Source organism: Patiriisocius sp. Uisw_047 (assembly GCF_047730165.1).
Taxonomy (GTDB): Bacteria; Bacteroidota; Bacteroidia; order Flavobacteriales; family Flavobacteriaceae; genus Patiriisocius.
This window is the reverse complement of the sequence record NZ_CP159834.1, coordinates 510,108-531,948: the sequence shown is the minus strand read 5'-3', so window position 1 is coordinate 531,948 and position 21,841 is coordinate 510,108. Positions and strand designations below refer to the sequence as shown.

The window sequence follows — 21,841 nt, the reverse complement described above, 5'->3', positions numbered from 1 at the left end:
TTAGAAGACAAATAACAATGACCGCATTTTTAGTTGTATTAGTAATCATTCTCTTTGGAGTTACTGTTTGGCAGATGAATAAAATATTCAACATGTCTAAAACGGCCAATGATTTGGGGGAGTCTTCAGAAATTGCAAATAACAAGGATAATAATATTAACGGATGGTTAATGTTAGGATTGGCAATTTTCACCTACGGCCTTTTAATAATTTGTTTCTGGGAATGGGGTGATGTATTACTTCCTAGAGCAGCATCGGAACATGGGGCAGACATTGATAACTTAATGTTGATTTCTATGAGTCTTATTTTTGTAGTAGGATTTTTCACACTTTGGTTGTTAAGCTACTTTGCGTTTAAGTACAGAGGTAACGACACCAACCGCGCTTTGTTCTTTGCAGACAACGATAAGCTAGAATTTATCTGGACAATTATTCCGGTAATAGTACTTGCGGGGCTTATTATGTACGGTTTATTTACTTGGACAGAGATAATGAATATTGATGAGGATAATGAAGACTCAATGGTAGTCGAATTATATGCATACCAGTTTGACTGGAGAGCACGTTACGCCGGAGCAGATAAAACATTAGGGGAGGCAAATGTGCGTCTAATAGAAGGTGTAAACCAGTTAGGAGTAGATTCAGCAGATCCTAATGCGCAAGATGATGTGGTTGTAAATGAATTGCATTTACCAGTAGGAAAAGAAATTATCTTTAAGATGCGTTCGCAAGATGTATTGCACTCGGCGTATATGCCACACTTTAGAGCACAAATGAATTGTGTTCCTGGTATGATTACTCAATTTGCTTTTACGCCATCTATCACAACAGAAGATATGCGACAAGACAACGATGTGAAAGCTAAGGTGCAAAAAATTAATAATATTAGAAAGGACAACAGTGTAGAGTTAGTTCAAAATGGTGAGGATCCCTTAGAGCCTTACGAGTTTGATTTCTTACTTCTTTGTAATAAGATATGTGGTACAAACCACTATAATATGCAAATGAAGATTATCGTAGAGTCTCAAGAAGACTTTGACCGCTGGTTAGCAGAACAACCTAACTTAGGCACGACTTTAAAATAATAAATAACAAGAGTACCGTTAAACGGAAATTCAATAAGAAGATATGTCAGCACACGCAAACGACCACGCAGTAGATCACCACGACGATGATCATGGACATCATCATAAAGAGACATTTGTAACTAAATATATCTTTAGTCAGGATCATAAAATGATCTCTAAGCAGTACCTTATTACAGGGTTGTTTATGGGTATCATAGGTATTGCAATGTCTATTTTATTTAGAATGCAATTAGCATGGCCTGAAGAGCCATTTAAGATTTTTGAAATTTTCTTAGGGAAATGGGCAGAAGGCGGCGTAATGGACCCTAGCGTTTATTTAGCATTAGTGACTATTCACGGTACCATTATGGTATTCTTCGTATTAACAGCAGGACTGAGTGGTACGTTTAGTAACCTTTTAATTCCGTTGCAAATTGGAGCACGAGATATGGCCTCTGGATTTTTGAACATGGTTTCTTTTTGGTTATTCTTTTTATCAAGTGTCATTATGTTAATGTCTCTATTTGTAGAAGCTGGACCAGCATCTGCGGGTTGGACTATCTACCCTCCTTTAAGTGCATTGCCACAGGCAATACCGGGTTCTGGAACAGGGATGACTTTATGGTTAGTGTCTATGGCAATCTTCATTGCTTCCTCACTATTAGGATCACTTAACTATATTGTAACGGTACTTAATATGAGAACAAAAGGAATGTCTATGACTAGACTTCCATTAACAATCTGGGCTTTCTTTATCACAGCAGTAATTGGTGTGGTTTCATTTCCAGTATTATTATCTGCAGCATTAATGCTAATTATGGATAGGAGTTTTGGAACTTCCTTCTTCTTATCAGATATTTATATTGCTGGAGAGGTATTACATAATCAAGGGGGATCACCAGTATTGTTTGAACACTTATTTTGGTTCTTAGGGCACCCAGAAGTATATATTGTCATCCTGCCTGCGATGGGTATGGTTTCAGAAATTCTGGCAACCAATGCACGAAAACCTGTTTTTGGATATCGAGCGATGGTTATGTCTATTCTAGCCATTGCCTTTTTATCGACAATCGTATGGGGTCACCATATGTTTATCTCAGGAATGAATCCATTTTTAGGCTCTGTATTTACATTTACAACATTATTAATTGCCATTCCGTCAGCGGTAAAATCCTTTAACTGGATAACCACACTCTGGAAAGGGAATCTGCAAATGAATACCGCAATGTTGTTTTCTATAGGTTTCGTATCTACTTTTATTACAGGTGGACTTACAGGAATCATCTTAGGAGATAGCGCCTTAGATATCAACGTTCACGATACGTACTTCGTAGTAGCTCACTTCCACTTAGTAATGGGTATCTCTGCTTTGTATGGTTTATTTGCTGGAGTGTATCATTGGTTTCCTAAAATGTTTGAAGGTAGAATGTTGAATAAGAACTTAGGATATTTTCACTTTTGGGTAACTATCGTAGGGGCATATGGCGTTTTCTTCCCTATGCACTTTATCGGGATGGCAGGATTGCCAAGACGTTACTATACAAACACAGCCTTCCCTTATTTTGATGACCTTGCAGATGTAAATGTAATCATCACGATATTTGCGATTATCACAGCAGGTGCGCAACTAGTATTCTTATATAACTTTATTAGCTCTATGTTCTTCGGAAAAATAGGACCTAAGAATCCTTGGAAATCGACAACACTAGAATGGACGGCAGAGATGAAGCATATACACGGAAATTGGGATGGACCTCTTCCAGAAGTTCACCGTTGGTCTTATGACTATAGTAAGTTGAATAAAGATGAAACTGACTATGTGATTGCTGGACAAGATTATGTCCCACAACATATTCCACTTCAGGAAAATGAAGAAGAAATGAATCATTAAGCCATCTTGGGGAGTTTCTTATAATTAAATAAGATATTGAAGTCCTAAACTTATTAAAAGCCCTTTCAGAAATGAGGGGGTTTTTATCTTTAAACACCCTTACAAAGAAGACTGACAACGCTAGTGACAACTTGTTTTTGGGCAATCCTGAGATAAGAAAAGTTTGGTATTTATTGATAATAAAATCGCTTTAATAAGCAGAAAATATTATCTCATAAATGTTCAAATCATGATACCACTGGCATCTGGTTAGGTTTTCCCTTCGTATATTTGTGTTATGAATGAATTCCTTGATCCTTCTGAAGAAAACCTAAGTCCTCAAGATATAGATATTGAGAAAACGTTAAGACCGCTTTCTTTTGAAGATTTTACAGGTCAGGATCAAGCCTTAGAAAACTTGCAAATTTTTGTTCAAGCAGCTAAGCAAAGAGATGAAGCATTGGATCACACGCTCTTTCATGGCCCTCCAGGATTGGGTAAAACAACCTTAGCGCACATTCTTGCTAATGAACTAGAAGTGGGCATAAAAGTTACCTCTGGGCCAGTGCTTGATAAGCCGGGAGATTTGGCGGGTCTGCTTACCAATCTTGAAGAAAGAGATGTGCTTTTTATTGACGAAATTCATCGTCTTAGTCCCATTGTAGAGGAGTATTTATACTCAGCGATGGAAGATTATAAGATAGATATTATGATAGAGTCTGGTCCTAATGCAAGATCAGTTCAAATCCATTTGGCGCCATTTACCTTAGTAGGAGCAACCACGCGTTCTGGATTATTAACGGCTCCTATGAGAGCTCGATTCGGAATTACATCAAGACTACAATATTACACAACAGAATTGCTCACCACCATCTTACAGCGTAGCGCTACCATATTAAATATGCCTATCTCTATGGAGGCAGCTATTGAGATTGCAGGGCGTAGTAGAGGAACGCCTCGTATCGCAAATGCACTATTAAGAAGAGTGCGAGATTTCGCCCAAATTAAGGGTGACGGAAAAATTGATATTGCCATCGCAAAATTTGCCTTAAATGCCTTAAATGTGGACGCTCATGGTCTGGATGAAATGGACAATAAAATTTTGACCACTATTATTGACAAGTTTAAAGGAGGCCCAGTAGGTATAACCACCATTGCAACAGCCGTGTCAGAATCTCCAGAAACTATAGAAGAAGTATATGAGCCATTCTTGATACAGCAAGGATTTATAATGCGTACCCCCAGAGGTCGTGAAGTGACAGAAGCAGCATACAAACATTTAGGAAAAGTAAAAGGCCTCATACAAGGAGGATTATTTTAATGAAAGATAAAAACCAAATTCCAGAAGTATCATTAGCACGATTTTTAAAACATTCGCTTGATATCCTTAAAAACCCATTGCCTTTTCATAAAGACAATTTTGAGCGATTAGGAAATACATTTCGGCTCAATATCAGCTTTACAGATTCCGTTATATTTTCTCGAGATGCGGGATTATTACAATATGTCTTACAGAAAAATCAGCGCAACTACGCAAAGTCAACCATCCAGACAAAAGACCTTGCAAAATACGTAGGTAAAGGACTTCTTACGGCAGAAGGAGCGCACTGGCAAACACAGCGAAAACTTATACAGCCAGCATTTCATAAAAAGCAATTGATGTTGCTGCTAGACAACATTAAGGCTGCCATTACTTCAGAAATTTTAAAGATTGAAACCCTTACAGATTTTGATATTTTCCCAATCATGAATGATCTCGCGTTTCAAACGGTAGCAAAATCATTGTTTAGTAGTGCGATCGATAATGAAGAAATAAATCAAATCCAGCATATAACAGAAGCTGCTCAAAATATGCTCGTGAGAGAATTGAGACAACCCTATTTAGGTTGGTGGTTTAAAGCAAGTGGTAAAATAGAAAAGCATGTTGCTTTAACAGGAGAAGCTAGAACGATTTTAAAGAAGCTTATCGTAGAACGCAAGAAAGGGGACGAGCGTTTTGATGACTTATTAGATATGCTTCTCGATGCGCGCTATGAAGATGGTAGCGCAATGGAAGAAGAACAGTTGATAGATGAGTTACTTATCCTATTTACAGCAGGGCACGAGACCACAAGTAACGCACTCACATTTGCTGCCCAGCTCTTGGCGCAACATCCAGAGGTGCAAGAGCAAATTATGCAAGAGATGCAACGTTTTACTTCAGAAGACTTGATGCAGCGTTTAAAAGAAAGCCCTTATACAAAAGCGGTCATAGAAGAGTCTATGCGACTCTATCCGCCTGCCTATTTCATAGATAGAGTGAATATTGAAGATGATGTTTTTGAAAAGATGGAGATCCCTAAAGGTTCCAGTTTATTGTTCTCTTTATATGAGATTCACAAAGATCCAGATTTTTGGGAAGCACCATTAGCCTTCAAGCCCGAACGTTTTATGGGAGTTGCTAAAAAAGAATATTCGTCACACTACTTCCCTTTTGGGGCAGGCCCTCGTATGTGTGTCGGCAATAATTTTGCAATTTACGAGATGGTAATGGCTTTACAAACACTAGTGTCAAACTTCAAAATAGCGCATAAAACTTCCGAAATTGAAATAACACCCTTGATTACATTAAAGCCTAAAAATGCTATCTTACAATTTCAGAAAAGATAGTTCAACGTGTCATCGACAACATATAACACTTCCCTAATTAAAGCCGAGGCCAAACGCCTTGGTTTTCTGTCTTGCGGCATGAGCAAAGCAGGTTTTCTAGAGGAAGAAGCACCGCGACTCGAAGCGTGGCTTAATAAGAATATGCATGGCGAGATGTCTTATATGGAGAACCATTTTGACAAACGTCTTGACCCTACAAAATTAGTCGAAAGCAGCAAGACTGTGATTTCCTTATTGCTTAATTACTTTCCGGAGAAGGAACAGAATGAAGCCGCTTTTAAAATTTCGAAATATGCATACGGCAGCGATTACCACGTCGTTATCAAGGACAAATTAAAAGAACTACTCCACTTTATTACTTCGGAAATAGGCGACGTTCACGGGCGTGCTTTTGTTGATAGTGCGCCAGTGCTTGACAAAGCATGGGCTGCAAAAAGTGGTTTGGGATGGATGGGAAAACACAGCAATCTTTTAACCAAACAAGTAGGCTCCTTTTACTTTATAGCCGAGTTGATTGTTGATTTAGAATTAGACTATGACACGCCGGTCACAGACCATTGCGGAAGCTGCACCGCCTGCATAGATGCGTGCCCTACTCAGGCTATAGTAGATCCATACGTGGTTGATGGCAGCAAGTGTATCTCTTATGCAACGATAGAGCTTAAAAATGAAATCCCAGAACATTTCAGAAGTACTATGGATGACTGGATGTTTGGCTGTGATGTATGCCAAGATGTGTGTCCCTGGAATCGTTTTAGTCAATCACATCGCGAACCCCTTTTTGATCCAAATCCAAAGTTGCTCGCGATGGATAAAAAAGAATGGGAAGAAATCACCCAAGAAGTGTTTACAGAAATCTTTAAAATGAGTCCCATAAAAAGAACGAAGTATACTGGGTTGAAAAGGAATATTGATTTTTTGAAAAAGAAGTGATTTTTGTCTTAGAATCAAGACTAACAAATTGTCTCTGATCCTAAATTCGTTAAGTATATTGAATGCGCCTTTTCAAAAACTTACACTAGTCTTGTATCCTATCTCGATGATTCAAAACAAATACTTGCCTCAAGAAAAAATGCATCACTAAGATTAATTATATTTGTGATACAAGTTAATTTCCCACTATATGAGTAAACAAAGCAAGCGAAGAGAGGCCTTATTATATCATGCTAAGCCAAAGCCGGGTAAGATCGAGGTTGTGCCTACTAAGAAGTACGCTACACAAAGAGATTTGTCGTTGGCTTATTCTCCTGGGGTTGCCGAGCCTTGTCTAGAGATTGCCAAGGATATTGAGAACGTTTATAAATACACTGCAAAAGGGAATCTAGTCGCAGTGATCTCAAACGGAACGGCTGTTTTGGGTCTAGGAAATATAGGTCCAGAAGCTTCAAAGCCAGTAATGGAAGGGAAAGGATTGCTTTTTAAGATTTTTGCAGATATAGATGTATTTGATATCGAGATAGGCACTGAAGACGTGGAGTCTTTTATTGAGACTGTAAAGAACATTGCTCCTACTTTTGGAGGGATTAACCTAGAAGATATTAAAGCACCAGAAGCGTTTGAAATTGAGCGTAGGCTCAGGGACGAACTAGATATTCCGGTAATGCACGATGATCAGCACGGGACGGCAATCATATCTGCCGCTGCATTATTAAATGCTTTAGAAATTACCAAGAAAAAAATAGGGAAAGTAAAGATTGTAATTAGTGGTGCAGGTGCTGCGGCTGTTTCTTGTACTAAGTTATATAAGGCCTTTGGTGCGAGCGCAAAAAACATTGTGATGCTCGATAGTAAAGGAGTCATTAGAAAAGATCGTGATAATTTAACTCCAGAAAAAGAGGAGTTTGCAACAAGTAGGAAGATTGATACGCTGGATGAGGCTATGAAAGATGCAGACGTTTTTGTGGGATTGTCTGTTGCAAATATTGTCACCCCTAAGATGTTAAAGTCTATGGCCAAGCGTCCTATTGTTTTTGCTATGGCAAACCCAGATCCAGAAATAGAGTACGAGCTTGCTTGTAAAACCCGCGACGATATTATTATGGCTACCGGTCGTAGCGACCATCCTAACCAAGTGAATAATGTACTTGGGTTCCCATTTATTTTTAGAGGTGCGCTTGATGTGCGTGCGACTAAGATCAATGAGGCTATGAAAATGGCGGCAGTGAAAGCGCTTGCAGCGTTAGCTAAAGAAGCAGTGCCAGAGCAAGTGAATATTGCCTATGGAGAGACAAAATTAAATTTTGGGACAGATTATATTATACCAAAGCCTTTTGATCCAAGACTTATTTCTAGAGTTCCCCCAGCGGTGGCAAAAGCTGCTATGGAGAGTGGTGTGGCGCAAGCGCCCATAACAGACTGGCAGAAATATGAAGATGAACTTAATGAACGGATGGGGAGTGATAATAAAATTGTCAGACTCTTAATGAATCGGGCTAAGACCAATCCAAAGCGCATTGTCTTTGCAGAGGCTGATCACCTTGATGTTTTGAAGGCTGCCCAAATAGTCCATGATGAAGGAGTGGCTATTCCTATTTTATTAGGAAGAAGAGAAGTGATTGAAGAGTTGATGGAGCAGATTGAATATGACGCAAAAGTGATGATAATCGATCCTAAAAGTGATGAAGAAACGGCGCAAAGAAATCGCTATGCAGAGAAGCATTTTAAGAATAGACAACGAAATGGAATTACTTATTTTGATGCTCAAAACATGATGCGTTCTCGCAATTATTTTGCAGCAATGATGGTCAACGAAGGAGATGCAGACGCTATGATTTCTGGTTATTCTAGGGCGTATCCTGCCGTAGTGAGACCAGTACTTGAAACGATAGGTAGATTTGACGGTGTGAGCAAAGTGGCCACAACAAATATGATGTTGACCAAAAGAGGCCCTTTGTTTATTTCAGATACATCTATTAATATTGATCCTACAGCAAAAGAGCTTGCGAAAATTGCTCAAATGACCAATTATACCATGAAGTTGTTTGGTCTTGATCCTGTGATTGCGATGATATCGTATGCAAATTTTGGTTCTTCAAAAGACCCGCATGCGACAAAAGTGAGAGAAGCTGTGAGATACTTGCATCGCGCGAGTCCTGACATGCACGTGGATGGTGAGCTCCAGACAGATTTCGCCCTTAATAGCGAGATGCTCCAGAAGAATTTTCCGTTTTCTAAATTAGCTGGCAAAAAAGTGAATGCCTTAATATTTCCGAATTTAGACTCTGCCAATAGTAATTATAAATTATTAAAGGAGTTGAATAATGTTGAGTCTATAGGGCCTATCATGCTTGGGATGCGCAAACCAGTACATATTTTACAGTTAGGAGCGAGTGTGGAAGAAATAGTAAATATGGCTGCGGTTGCGGTTGTAGATTCTCAGCAAAAAGAGAAACGTGAGAAAGAAGACGCCAAAGCTAAAAAGTAAGTCTACTTTATTGTGGTTAGCGAGTTTTCTTACTGAATAATTATGCTATATTTGAACTCTTAACATTAGGAAATAATGATCCACCACGTTCAGGGTAAAATGATTGAGAAAAATCACACAGATGTTGTGATAGAAAGTAGCGGCGTGGGGTATTTTATAAATATCTCGCTTCATACCTTTTCTCAACTACCTTCTACAGAAAATGTTCTGTTATACACGCATTTGCAGGTTAAAGAAGATTCGCATACACTCTACGGATTTTCAACAAAAACAGAACGTGAAATATTTAGATTACTTATTTCTGTTTCGGGTGTAGGAGCAAGTATCGCTAGAACAATGCTTTCTTCTTTAGACCCAAAACAAGTGATGGAGGCGATTGCCTCTGAAGATGTTGCTGTGATTCAGTCTGTTAAAGGAATAGGGGCAAAAACTGCCCAACGGGTCATTCTAGATCTAAAAGATAAAATAATTAAAGTATTTGGGATGGAGAATGTTTCTGCCATTTCGAGCAATACGAACAAAAATGAAGCGTTATCTGCTTTGGAGACCTTAGGTTTTGCTAGGAAAGTCGCTGAAAAGGTGTGTGACAAAATTGTCCAACAACACCCAGATGCAACCGTCGAGGAGATAATAAAACAAGCTTTAAAAAATTTGTAGCCTTTTGAACACAAACAATCACGTAACCACAAACAGCTTTTTTAAGCTGTTATTCGTTTTAAGTATATTCATTAGCGGTAGTATGACCGCTCAAGAAACGGACACAGACCCAGAACCTGAAGTAACCACAGTTGCTATGGGTAGGATGGAACTTCCCACTCCACCGAGCATTCAAGACTTGTATGTGTATGATCCTATTACGGACAGATACATCTACAACAAAACGCTTGGTGATTTTAACCTTTCTTATCCCATTATCTTAACTCCAGAAGAGTATCAAAACCTCATTATGAAAGAGGAAATGAAACAATACTTCAAGGATAAAATAAATGCAGCAGATGGGAAAAAAGAAGGGTCTGATGATTTACAGAAAAATTTATTACCATCCTTTTATGTAGAATCAAACGTTTTTGAATCTATTTTTGGGGGTAATACGATTGAGGTAATACCTCAAGGTAGTGTTGAGATGGATCTTGGGTTACTATACACAAAGCAAGACAATCCCGCCTTCTCTCCAAGAAATAGAGTAAACCGTTCTTTTGACTTTGATCAGCGTATTAGTCTAAGTTTATTAGGTAAAGTGGGAGAGCGTTTGCAAGTAACTGCAAATTATGACACTCAATCAACCTTTGATTTTCAGAATCAAATTAAGTTAGAATTCACACCTACAGAAGATGATATTATCCAGAAAATTGAAGTAGGGAATGTAAGTATGCCACTCAATAGCACTCTGATTCAGGGGGCTCAGAGTCTTTTTGGTGTAAAGACGCAATTACAATTTGGTAAGACTACAATTACAGGAGTATTCTCAGAGCAGAAATCTGAAACACGTTCTGTCACTGCAGAAGGTGGTGCTACGGTTACTGATTATGAATTCTTTGCTTCAGAATACGATGAAAATCGTCACTTCTTTTTAGCACACTACTTTAGAGATAATTATAACAGAACTTTAGATCAGTATCCATTTATCAACAGCAATATACAGATTACTAGGGCAGAAATATGGATTACAAATAGAACAAACCGTACAGAGAATGTGCGTAACATTGTCGCGATTCAGGACATTGGAGAATCAGATTTGTCAAACGTTGGGCTTGACTTTCCTCCTGGAGGATTCTTAAACAAATCGAGAGGTGCATTCCCTGATAACGGGAATAATGATTTTAACCCTTTTGGAATTGAAGGAAATGAAATGTCAATCTTAAATGAATCTATAAGAGATATTGCTACTGTAGGTACAGGTTTTGGTATCAGTGTAAATGACGGGACAGATTATGCTACGCTAGAAAACGCGAGAAGATTACAAGTAAACGAATATGATTTAAATACACAGCTAGGATATATCTCTCTTAATCAGCGGTTAAATAATGATGAGGTTTTAGGGGTTGCGTTCCAGTACACCGTAAATGGAAAAGTATTTCAGGTAGGAGAGTTCAGTACAGATGGAGTAGATGCAAATGGAGGTGAAATCCCGGTAGTGCCAGATCCAGAAATGGACCCGGAGGAATTACCTGAAGCAGCCATCCAACAGAATCTTATAGTAAAGCTTTTGAAAAGTAGTATTACAAGCGTTAATGAACCAGTTTGGGATTTGATGATGAAGAACATCTATTCTTTAGGGGCACTTCAATTAGAGAAAGAAGATTTCAGATTAAACATTTTGTATACTAATCCTTCACCAATAAATTACATAACCGCAGCAGAAGGAACGATGGAGTTTCCGGCAGAACCTTTACCAGAAGATGTAGATAATACTGTTTTGCTGCGTGTTTTTAATTTAGATAGATTAAATTTTAACAATGACCCCCAACAGGGTGGAGACGGATTCTTTGATTTTTATCCAGGTATAACAGTAGACCAGCGAAATGGTCGTGTGATCTTTACAAGTGTTGAGCCTTTTGGAGAATATTTATTTAATAAACTAGAAGGAACAACATCTTCTGCGAACTATGATATTCCAGAAACTTATAATGCCAATCAAAACCAATATGTATATCGATCACTGTATCGCACGACAAAAACACAAGCGGAGCAGGAAGATAGTGATAAAAACTTATTTCAGATAAAAGGTAGGTATAAGTCTACAGGATCTGATGGGATCCCAATTGGGGCGTTTAATATTCCTCAAGGTTCAGTAACAGTAACGGCTGGTGGGCGTACGCTGGTTGAAGGAGTAGATTACACAGTAAATTACCAGTTAGGGAGGGTGCAGATAATTGACCCTTCGCTTCAAGCTTCAAACACACCCATTAATATTAGTGTTGAGAACAATACATTGTTCGGACAACAAACAAAACGTTTTACAGGATTGAATGTAGAGCATAAATTTAACGAGAACTTTTTAATAGGGGGTACATACTTAAATTTAAATGAGAGGCCCCTTACTCAGAAATCTAATTATAACAATGAGCCTATTAACAATACCGTTTTTGGGTTTAATGCAGCGTACTCTGCAGAAGTTCCTTTCTTAACACGACTTGTAAATAAACTACCTAATATAGATACAGATGTGGAGTCTAATATGTCTATACGTGGGGAATTTGCTTATTTGATGCCGGGTTCTCCTAAAGTGTCGGATTTTGGTGGAAAGGCTACAGCATATGTAGATGACTTTGAGGCCTCACAAACCGGTCTTGATATTAGTTCTCCTTTATCTTGGTCACTATCAAGTTCGCCCATAGATTTTGGTGGGGAGTTTGAAAATGGAATGCTCGATTATAATTATAAGCGTGCGCGTCTAAACTGGTATACAATTGACCCTATATTTTATAGTTCACAAAGACCAGATGGTATTACAGATAATGATTTATCTTCTCCATTTACACGTAGGGTGTTTAGGGACGAAATTTTCCCGAATCAAGATATCATCCAAGGGCAGACACAGGCGTTATTCACTCTAGATCTTAACTACGATCCAACTGAAAGAGGGCAGTATAACTATAATCCTTCAACATCAGCTGATGGGAATGGAGATTTAAATGTATTGTCAAATCCGGCTGATAATTTTGGGGGGATTATGCGTCAATTAAATACTACAGATTTTGAACGCTCTAATGTGGAGTACATTCAGTTTTGGGTAATGAACCCATTTCTTTATGATGAGAATGCCACTAATATGGGTGGTACGCTCCGTTTTAATTTAGGGAATATTTCCGAAGATATCTTAAAAGATGGTCGTAAGCAATATGAAAATGGACTTCCAGATGTCGCTGGTGAAGCTGGAGGAACCACAGCAGTTGTGTATGGAAAAGTACCTACGAATCAGGCCTTGATTTATACTTTTGATTCTACAGGAGATGCTCGTATCGCACAAGATATTGGGTATGATGGATATAGTGATGCCGAGGAGGTAGCAGATTTTGGTGCTTTTGGTCAAGATCCTGCACGTGATAATTATTTGTATTTTTTACAGGCAGAAGGAACCATTAGAGATCGTTATAAATTCTATAATGGGTCACAAGGAAATTCGCCAGAGACTGTCTCAGATACTGATAGAGGGAATAGCGCCATTCCAGATATTGAAGATGTGAATCGTGATAAGACCATGAACACGGTAGATAGTTATTTTGAATATGAGATACCTATTGCGCCGGGAACTATGAATGCTGCGGCAAACGAGTTTATTACAGATTTTAAAGAAATTGAAGTTGCTACTCCTAATGGAGAATCGTTGACGACACAATGGGTGCAGTTTAAGATTCCTATTAGTGAGCCAGATAGGGCGGTAAATGGGATTACAGATTTTAGGTCCATCCGTTTTATGCGTATGTATATGGCCGGATTTACGCAGCCAACTACGTTGCGTTTTGGAACCATGGAACTTGTGAGAGGTGATTATAGAAGGTATACTCAAACATTAGACGCGACAGGTGAAGATCCAGATCTTGATGATACTGTCTATGAGGTAGAAGCCGTTAATATAGAAGAAAACGAAAACAGACAGCCCATACCATACCGTTTACCTCCTGGAGTAATTCGTGAACAGTTAAATAATAACAATAATATTATTAGACAAAACGAGCAGTCGCTTGCGATGCGTGCTTGTGGATTAGAGCCTAACGATGGTCGTTCTGTGTATAAAAACTTTCAAGTGGATATGCGCCAGTATGAAAACCTAGAAATGTTTATACATGCAGAATCCATTACAGATGAAGTGCCTTTAGCAGATGGTGAGATGGTCGCTTTTATGCGACTAGGTAATGACCTTTCTGAAAACTTTTACGAGATTCAGATTCCACTTAACCCAACGCAATTTGGGGCTACAAGCGATGAAGAAATTTGGCCTACTGCCAACAGGATGGAGCTACGATTAAGCTTATTGCAAAACATCAAGAGTATGGTGCTAGATCCTAATACACCATTGCCAACTGCTTCGGCTGATGGTGTAATCTTTTTCAATGAATCAGAGCTTTCAGATGATGGTTCTGCTAGTGAAAATGAATTACGTATAGGGATAAAGGGTAATCCTAGCTTTGGAAATGTTAGGATCATTATGCTTGGGTTAAAAAACGCTGCAGATATGGATATTTGTGGAGAGGTGTGGTTTAATGAATTGCGTCTTTCAGAATTGAAAAATCAAGGAGGTTGGGCCGCTGTTGCTAGTGTAGATGCTAATCTTGCAGATTTTGCAAATATTACTGCTACCGCAAATAAAAGTACGATAGGATTCGGCTCTGTAGATCAAGCTCCTAACGCAAGAAGTAGAGAGGATTCAGAAGGGTATGATTTTGTTACCAACCTAAACTTAGGACAAATGTTGCCTAATAAATGGGGTATTCAATTGCCTTTTAATTACGGAAGATCTGTAGCGACGATAACACCACAATTCGATCCAGAATTTCAAGATATCGAGTTAGAATCTCGTTTGGATAATACGGAAAATGCTGCAGATCGCGATCGCATATTAGAGCAATCTATAGACTTTACAAAAAGACAGAGTGTTAATTTAATAGGCGTACGTAAAGAACGCTCAGGTGATGGCGCACCTAATGTGTATGATATTGAGAATTTTACTTTTTCAGGTTCATACAATCAGTTGGACCATAATGACTATGAGGTAGAAGAGGCATTTGAGCAAGTAGTGAGAACAGGGGCAACCTATAATTATAACTTTACGGCAAAACCTTTAGAGCCATTTAAAAAGAATGATTCTTTGTTTACGTCTAAGTATTTACAGTTTTTAAAAGATATTAATCTTAACTATTTGCCTTCTAATATTAACTTAGGTTCAAATATTACCCGAAAGTATAATGAGATTAAGTTTAGGGAGATTGGGCTAGATGAAGAGTTTTTATCTGCGCCAAAACTGTTTCAACGCAACTATTTATTTGATTGGAATTACGGTGTGAATTGGAACCTTACCAAATCATTACGATTTAATTTTACGGCCACAAACAATCGCATTGTTACTAATTACTTAGATCCAGAAGAACAAGAAGATGGTACCATTGAGTTTATACCTGACAATTCAATAGGCGTGTGGGATGGCTTCTTTGATGTGGGAGACCCTAATTTACATCAACAACAGTTAGAGTTAAATTATGACTTACCTTTTGATAAGTTTGCGTTCTTAAAGTTTATTAGAGCGACCTATAGCTATACGGGTACGTTCCAGTGGCAAGGTGGAAGTGATTTGTTTAATGAAATTCAAATTGATTTAAGTGATGGAACAACGGGTACTTATAACCTGGGTAACACCGTTCAGAACTCAAGCGCTCATAGAATCAATTCCAATCTAGATTTTAATAGTTTTTACCGTGCTGTAGGGCTCACAAAGAAAAGAGTAAGTGTTGGAGATGATAAGTCTAGGAGAAACTCATCTTTGAAAAAAGGCTCTAACAGAATTGGCGGTAAGGATGAAAGTAAAGAAGAAACAAGAGGCAAAAGTGCTGCAGGAAATGGTTTGTCTTCAGTAGATAAAGCATCAAATACATTTATCGGGATTGCAACAATGATTAAGAAAGTACAGCTTAATTACACTCAAAATGAAGGAACCTTCTTGCCTGGGTATACGCCCACTATTGGTTTTGCGGGGACATTAAAACCCACTACAGGATTTACCTTAGGGAGTCAAAGAGAAGTTCGTGAGCTGGCTGCTAGAAAAGGATGGCTAACATTATATCCAGAATATAACGAGCAATATACAGAGACAGATACGCGCCAGTTAGATGTTCAGGCAAACCTAGAACCATTCAGAGATTTAAAAATAGATTTGAATGCAAATAGAACCTATTCTGAAAACTACAGTGAGAATTACATTGTAAGAGATGGCCTTTATAATTCATTGACACCTAACACCTTCGGAAATTTTAACATTTCAACCTTCTTATTAAAAACGGCCTTTGGTCAGAGTGATGAGAATGGCTCAGCTGCTTTTGATGACTTTAGATCGAATAGAAGAGTCATTGCAGATAGGCTTGCAACAGAATTTTATGGGAATGGTGATTTTGACACAGATGATGATGGCTACCCTGTTGGTTTTGGTAAAACAAGCCAAGATGTTTTATTACCTGCATTTCTTTCTGCTTATAAAGGAAGTGATGCAAGTAAGGAGAGCACTGGTATCTTAAGAGATGTGCCATTGCCTAACTGGGATATTAAGTATACTGGTTTAATGAAGATTGACTGGTTCAAGAAAAACTTTAAGCGATTCTCATTACAGCATGGGTATCAAGCTGGGTATACGGTAAACCAATTTCAGACAAATCTAGATTATAACCGCCAAGACCCTACAGAAACAAATCAAGCCGGAAACTTTAAAAGCGAAATCTTCTTAACAAATGTGAACCTAACAGAACAGTTCTCTCCATTAATAAGAGTAGACTTTGAAATGAAGAATTCTGTAAAGATATTAGCAGAGTTAAGAAAAGACAGGGCCTTAGGTTTAAGCTTCGCAAACAACCTACTCACAGAAATCATAGGGAATGAGGTGACGCTAGGTTTAGGCTACAGAATTAAGGATCTACGTATGGCTACTAACTTTGGTGGTAAAAAACGAATCTTAAAAAGTGATTTAAACTTTAAGCTAGATGGGTCTGTAAGAAACAATAAAACCATAATTAGATATCTAGACCTTAGTAATAATCAAATTACAGCCGGACAGACTATTTACGGTCTTCAGTTTAGTGCTGATTACGCACTAAGCAAAAACTTAACGGCATTGTTCTACTATGACCATACGTTCTCTGAGTACGCCATTTCAACGGCATTCCCACAGACTACAGTGCGTAGTGGAATTACACTGAGATATAACTTTGGAAATTAAAAACAAAATAAATTATTATATTAAAATGAATGTACCTGTAAACTTAAAGTATACAAAAGACCACGAGTGGATCTTAATTGAAGGAGATGTTGCAACTGTAGGAATTACAGATTTTGCACAAGGAGAACTAGGTGATATTGTGTATGTTGAAGTGGAGACACTTGACGAAACACTTGACATGGAAGAAGTTTTCGGGACGGTAGAGGCTGTTAAGACAGTATCAGATCTATTCTTGCCTTTAACTGGTCAAATTATTGAGTTTAATGATTCATTGGAGTCTGAGCCTGAAAAAGTAAATAGTGATCCTTACGGCGATGGTTGGATGATAAAGATAAAATTCACAAACCCAGAGGAGCTAGAAGCACTTCTTGATGATGCAGCTTATAAAGAACTTATCGGAGCCTAAAAACCTCTTGGTTGTCTGTATACTATATACAGTAATAATCACTTTATTATTTTTAGTCCCCTTACATATCGGGACCACATCTACAATACCCATAGACAAGCTAGTACATTTTTCTCTTAACGGGGCATTAGTTTTTTTATGGGGATTTTATCTGACTAAAAAGAGTGGCGTAACGCATTGGAGAAATTTGCTGTTCGTGCTTTTATTTGCCATTATTTACGGCATAATAATTGAAATATTACAAGAGGAACTCACAGCTTCTCGTATAGCAGATTTGTGGGATGTGGTGGCCAATACTCTAGGGTGCTTTGCTGGATTGTTTTTTTTGAAACTATTTAAAATTAAATTCTCAAGTTAAGTTAGTTAATCTTTTTGGGTTAGTTACTTTTTATATAATTTAGCAACGGAAAATTACAATATTATGGAACTGAAGAAAAATCCGAAATCAGATGTAGGTAGAAATAGCTCAGTATTTCTATTGGCAGGTTTAGTGTTAATGTTGTTTGTCTCTTGGCAAGCAATCGAATGGAAGACTTATGACAAGTCTGACTATGATCTAGCAGGTCTAGATATAGGGGATGAGTTAGAAGAAGAAATTCCTATCACACAGCCTATCACACCACCACCACCACCACCACCACCACCACCAGCTCCTGAGGTAATAGTGGTTGTTGAGGATGAAGAAGAAGTGGAAGAAACTATTATAGAGTCTACAGAAACAGATGCAGAAGAAATTATAGAGCTTGAAGAAATTGTAGAAGAGGCTGTTGAAGAAGAAATTGCAGATGTACCCTTTTCAGTTATTGAAAACGTGCCTATTTATCCAGGATGCGAGTCTGCAAAAGGAAACGCAGGTAAGAAGGCTTGTATGAGTGAAAAAGTACAAAAATTTGTACAAAAGAAATTTGATACAGAACTAGCTTCAGAATTGGGATTAGAAGGACGTCAACGTATTTCTGTTCAATTTAAGATTGATAACAAAGGTAATATTGTGAATATTCTAGCGCGTGCACCGCACCCTAGATTAGAGCAAGAGGCAAAAGAAGTAATTGGTAAATTACCAAAAATGACGCCAGGAAAACAACGTGGTAAGGCAGTAGGAGTTTTATACTCATTGCCTATTCTTTTTCAAGTGGATAATTAACTTATCATAAACAGGCTCGCCTGACGGTATAGCTTGTTTTAAAACCTCAATGATCTTTATAGGACATTGAGGTTTTTTTATGGGTTTAAGTGAATAGTATAAAAAAGTGTGACAGCCTATAAAGGCATAAACAAGTAAATAATGCCAATGAAAAGGTGTTAATTGACTTTCGGAGTAATTTAAATTTCACGCTTATAGTTTTACCTAAATGATAGGTGCCTTTTGCTAAGGTCTTTTAAAGTTCATCACCTTAATTCATTAGTGGGATCATGTTTTCAATTTAACAAGTCTTAGTAAGTCCTATCAATAAGGGTTTAATAACGTAAGTATTGGAAAATTTTAATTTAGAGGAGCAATAAAGTAATTTAACACTACAGAGTTTACTCGTCAATTTAAGTTGGTATAAAAAAACTATCTACTCTTAAAAAGCATTACAATAGCATTTAAAAATCTTTTCTTTAATGTTTTAGGAGATCTTGGGTTTGTGGCCTTCAGAGTAGTAGTGGCAATTGGTTTATCTTCTGCAGATTTTACGATATCGTATACGGCTGCTTCTAAAGTGTATGTGGTTAATTCTTTCTTGTCGTATTCCAAAACATCTTCACTTCTGCCTCCCATCTTCAAGGGTTCAAGAGAATTAAAATAATTATGTAAGGACTTAGCGACCACTGTATCTACCTTAATCGATTTTTGTGAAGCTAGTAATACCTTGTTTATGTTATTTTCATTGCAATGTAATATCAACTCATTAATCTCTTCTTGAGAGTGGTTGGCTTTATATTTAACTTCAGGAAATAGATCGTGCATTTTTACTAGTGCAATTCCTTCTTTAGCCAGCGCCATTACCATCTTGTCTTCAAATTCTTTTTGCAAATTAGTGTCTTCCGTACTTGCATACACTAACATGCGTTCAATTTTCAGATTTTTAAAATCTTCAGATACCCATTGAGATGGTATTTCTTTTGAAGTTGAGCAACCCGCACTAATTAGTAATACAAGCAGCAAACTGATATTGATTTTCATAGTTTGAGTTTGAATGCAAGTTAATCAAATTAAAGAATAGTCACATTTTCAATAGACTTTAGGAATTTCTAATATCTTCCTTGCGTAATGCCTTTTATAGATAGATTGAATTATAAAATGATTTGACAGCCCCTAGTTTAGTATTCGTCAAAACAAAAACCCTCATACTTTAAAGAGTATGAGGGTTAATCTATTTGTTATTTCCAAAGTAAACCGAAATCAAAAAAACAATCTTGTTTTTTCGTTTTCGATTAGTATCTGTAATACTCAGGCTTAAATGGGCCTTCTACAGTAACGCCTATATATGCAGCTTGATCTTCACGAAGTTCTGTAAGCTCAACACCTATTTTTTCTAAGTGTAGTTTTGCTACTTTCTCATCAAGATGCTTAGGTAGCATATATACTTTGTTCTCGTATTTGTCGCTGTCTTTCCATAACTCAATTTGAGCTAACGTCTGGTTTGTAAATGAATTACTCATCACAAAACTAGGATGCCCTGTTGCACAACCTAAATTTACTAGACGCCCTTCAGCAAGAAGGATGATGTCTTTTCCGCCGAAAGTATATTTATCTACTTGTGGCTTTATTTCGTCTTTAACAGCATTTTTGTTCAGCCACGGCACGTCAATTTCGTTATCAAAGTGACCTATGTTACAAACAATAGTTTTGTCTTTCATTGCCTCAAAATGCTCAGGACGCACAATATCTTTATTACCTGTAGTCGTGATAACGATATCTGCAGTCGTGATTACATTTTCTAATTTCTTTACTTCAAAACCGTCCATTGCAGCTTGTAGGGCGCAAATAGGGTCGATCTCTGTAACAGTGACGATTGAGCCAGCACCTTTAAAAGAAGCCGCCGTACCTTTACCTACATCTCCATATCCACAAACGATAACACGTTTACCAGCAAGCATAATGTCTGTTGCGCGACGTATCGCATCTACAGCGCTCTCACGGCATCCGTATTTATTGTCAAATTTAGATTTAGTCACACTATCATTAATGTTGATAGCTGGCATAGGTAAGGTTCCGTTTTTTACGCGCTCATATAGTCTATGCACTCCTGTGGTAGTTTCTTCACTTAAACCTTTTATTCCTGCAGCTAATTCTGGATACCTGTCCAATACCATATTTGTAAGGTCACCACCATCATCGAGAATCATGTTAAGAGGCTTGCGATTTTCACCAAAGAAAAGGGTTTGTTCGATACACCATTCAAATTCTTCTTCATTCATTCCTTTCCACGCATATACAGACGTACCAGTAGCCGCGATTGCTGCTGCTGCTTGATCTTGAGTAGAAAATATGTTACAAGAACTCCAAGTAACTTCTGCCCCTAAGGCTTGTAGTGTTTCTATTAAAACAGCTGTCTGGATTGTCATGTGCAGACATCCAGCGATACGAGCATCTTTAAGTGGTTGTTCATTTTTATATTCTTCTCGCAATGACATAAGGCCAGGCATTTCTGCTTCTGCAAGCTCTATTTCTTTTCTTCCCCAAGCGGCAAGAGAGATGTCTTTTACTTTGTGTGCGACGTACGGTTTTGTTTCTACAGACATAATTTTTATTTTTTTTCCGACCAACCGGAAGCGATTATTGAATCATTAATTTTGTAATACTAAGATTCTAAGGATTATTACTTATTTTTAATCGTTAGATTACGGACTGCAAAAATACTCATAATCCCTTAATTATTAATGCCTCTTTACAAAACAATAACAGTTAGCCCAAGCACAGAAGTGCTCATCTGGAAGATTACAGAATCTTATGAGGAGCTATCTGCTGGTGTAGACTTAACAGAAAATTGTCAAGACCGTGTGGACTGCATGAAAAGTGATTTGCACAGACGGGGCTTTATAAGTGTGCGTCATTTGTTAAAAGTAAAGGGCTATACAGATTTTGATCTGTTTTACGATCCGAAAGGAAAGCCGCATCTAAAGGATGGTAAGCACATATCTATTACGCACAGCTATATTTTTTCTGCCATCATCATCAGTGATGTTAAGGTAGGTGTAGATATAGAAAAACAACGCACTAAAATCTTAAAAATCGCCCATAAATTTACCCCTATTGAAGAGTATAGAACCTTAGCAAATGAAGATGCACTTATAAGAAAACTCACTATGGTATGGGGTGCAAAAGAATCACTCTACAAGAGTTTTGCTACGCCAGGAGTTCGGTTCTTAGAGCATATCTATGTAGAAGATTTTAGACTGGATGATGCAGATTCTATAGCCACTGTTTCTGCCTTTGATAAAACACAAGCGTACACGGTTTCGTTTATGGAAATGGAACAGTTTACCCTAGTCTATGCTATTATTAAAGATGAATAAG

14 protein-coding genes are annotated in these 21,841 nt (G+C 37.8%); 12 read left to right on the top strand and 2 right to left on the bottom strand.

The features are described from left to right. Positions 1-17: 17 nt before the first annotated feature. The 11 genes from ABXT71_RS02505 to ABXT71_RS02455 all read left to right on the top strand — a co-directional run bounded on the left by ABXT71_RS02505 (position 18) and on the right by ABXT71_RS02455 (position 18,481). Positions 18-1,085, top strand: a complete 1,068-nt coding sequence (locus ABXT71_RS02505) for a cytochrome c oxidase subunit II (protein WP_415372225.1) — start codon at positions 18-20, stop codon at positions 1,083-1,085. A gap of 43 nt (positions 1,086-1,128) precedes the next feature. After that, on the top strand, positions 1,129-2,958 hold the full coding sequence (locus ABXT71_RS02500) for a cytochrome c oxidase subunit I (RefSeq protein WP_415372224.1): 1,830 nt from the start codon (positions 1,129-1,131) through the stop codon (positions 2,956-2,958). 277 nt (positions 2,959-3,235) lie between these two features. Further along, positions 3,236-4,258 (top strand): Holliday junction branch migration DNA helicase RuvB, encoded by a 1,023-nt coding sequence (ruvB, locus tag ABXT71_RS02495; RefSeq protein WP_415372223.1) that lies wholly within the window; start codon positions 3,236-3,238, stop codon positions 4,256-4,258. After that, a complete protein-coding gene (locus ABXT71_RS02490) occupies positions 4,258-5,586 on the top strand; it encodes a cytochrome P450 (protein WP_415372222.1) in 1,329 nt (442 codons plus the stop codon). Before ruvB ends, ABXT71_RS02490 begins: the two co-directional genes overlap by 1 nt. Positions 5,587-5,592: 6 nt before the next feature. Further along, positions 5,593-6,519: a tRNA epoxyqueuosine(34) reductase QueG gene (queG, locus tag ABXT71_RS02485; protein ID WP_415372221.1), complete on the top strand. Its 927-nt coding sequence runs from the start codon at positions 5,593-5,595 to the stop codon at positions 6,517-6,519. A gap of 190 nt (positions 6,520-6,709) precedes the next feature. After that, entirely contained in the window at positions 6,710-9,010 is a 2,301-nt protein-coding gene (locus ABXT71_RS02480; RefSeq protein WP_415372220.1) for an NADP-dependent malic enzyme, read from the top strand. 75 nt (positions 9,011-9,085) lie between these two features. Next, entirely contained in the window at positions 9,086-9,667 is a 582-nt protein-coding gene (gene ruvA, locus ABXT71_RS02475; RefSeq protein ID WP_415372219.1) for a Holliday junction branch migration protein RuvA, read from the top strand. A 4-nt stretch (positions 9,668-9,671) separates the two neighbouring features. Further along, on the top strand, positions 9,672-16,931 hold the full coding sequence (gene sprA, locus ABXT71_RS02470) for a cell surface protein SprA (RefSeq protein ID WP_415372218.1): 7,260 nt from the start codon (positions 9,672-9,674) through the stop codon (positions 16,929-16,931). Between the two features lie 25 nt (positions 16,932-16,956). Beyond that, a complete protein-coding gene (gene gcvH / locus ABXT71_RS02465; protein ID WP_415372217.1) occupies positions 16,957-17,337 on the top strand; it encodes a glycine cleavage system protein GcvH in 381 nt (126 codons plus the stop codon). Further along, positions 17,303-17,695 (top strand): VanZ family protein, encoded by a 393-nt coding sequence (locus ABXT71_RS02460; RefSeq protein WP_415372216.1) that lies wholly within the window; start codon positions 17,303-17,305, stop codon positions 17,693-17,695. Before gcvH ends, ABXT71_RS02460 begins: the two co-directional genes overlap by 35 nt. Before the next feature lie 63 nt (positions 17,696-17,758). After that, the gene (locus tag ABXT71_RS02455; RefSeq protein ID WP_415372215.1) at positions 17,759-18,481 is read left to right on the top strand and encodes an energy transducer TonB; all 723 of its coding nucleotides are present in this window, start codon (positions 17,759-17,761) and stop codon (positions 18,479-18,481) included. 411 nt (positions 18,482-18,892) lie between these two features. On the opposite strand, the gene ABXT71_RS02450 is transcribed toward ABXT71_RS02455, so the two are convergent. Both ABXT71_RS02450 and ahcY read right to left on the bottom strand, forming a co-directional pair. Continuing rightward, positions 18,893-19,504 carry a hypothetical protein gene (locus ABXT71_RS02450; RefSeq protein ID WP_415372214.1) on the bottom strand — a complete coding sequence of 204 codons (612 nt, stop codon included), beginning with the start codon at positions 19,502-19,504 and terminating at the stop codon, positions 18,893-18,895. Between the two features lie 251 nt (positions 19,505-19,755). Then, positions 19,756-21,066 carry an adenosylhomocysteinase gene (gene ahcY, locus ABXT71_RS02445; protein WP_415372213.1) on the bottom strand — a complete coding sequence of 437 codons (1,311 nt, stop codon included), beginning with the start codon at positions 21,064-21,066 and terminating at the stop codon, positions 19,756-19,758. Positions 21,067-21,204: 138 nt separating this feature from the next. Here ahcY and ABXT71_RS02440 point away from each other — a divergent pair, with 138 nt between their 5' ends. After that, on the top strand, positions 21,205-21,840 hold the full coding sequence (locus ABXT71_RS02440; RefSeq protein WP_415372212.1) for a 4'-phosphopantetheinyl transferase family protein: 636 nt from the start codon (positions 21,205-21,207) through the stop codon (positions 21,838-21,840). The last annotated feature ends 1 nt before the right edge of the window (position 21,841 follow it).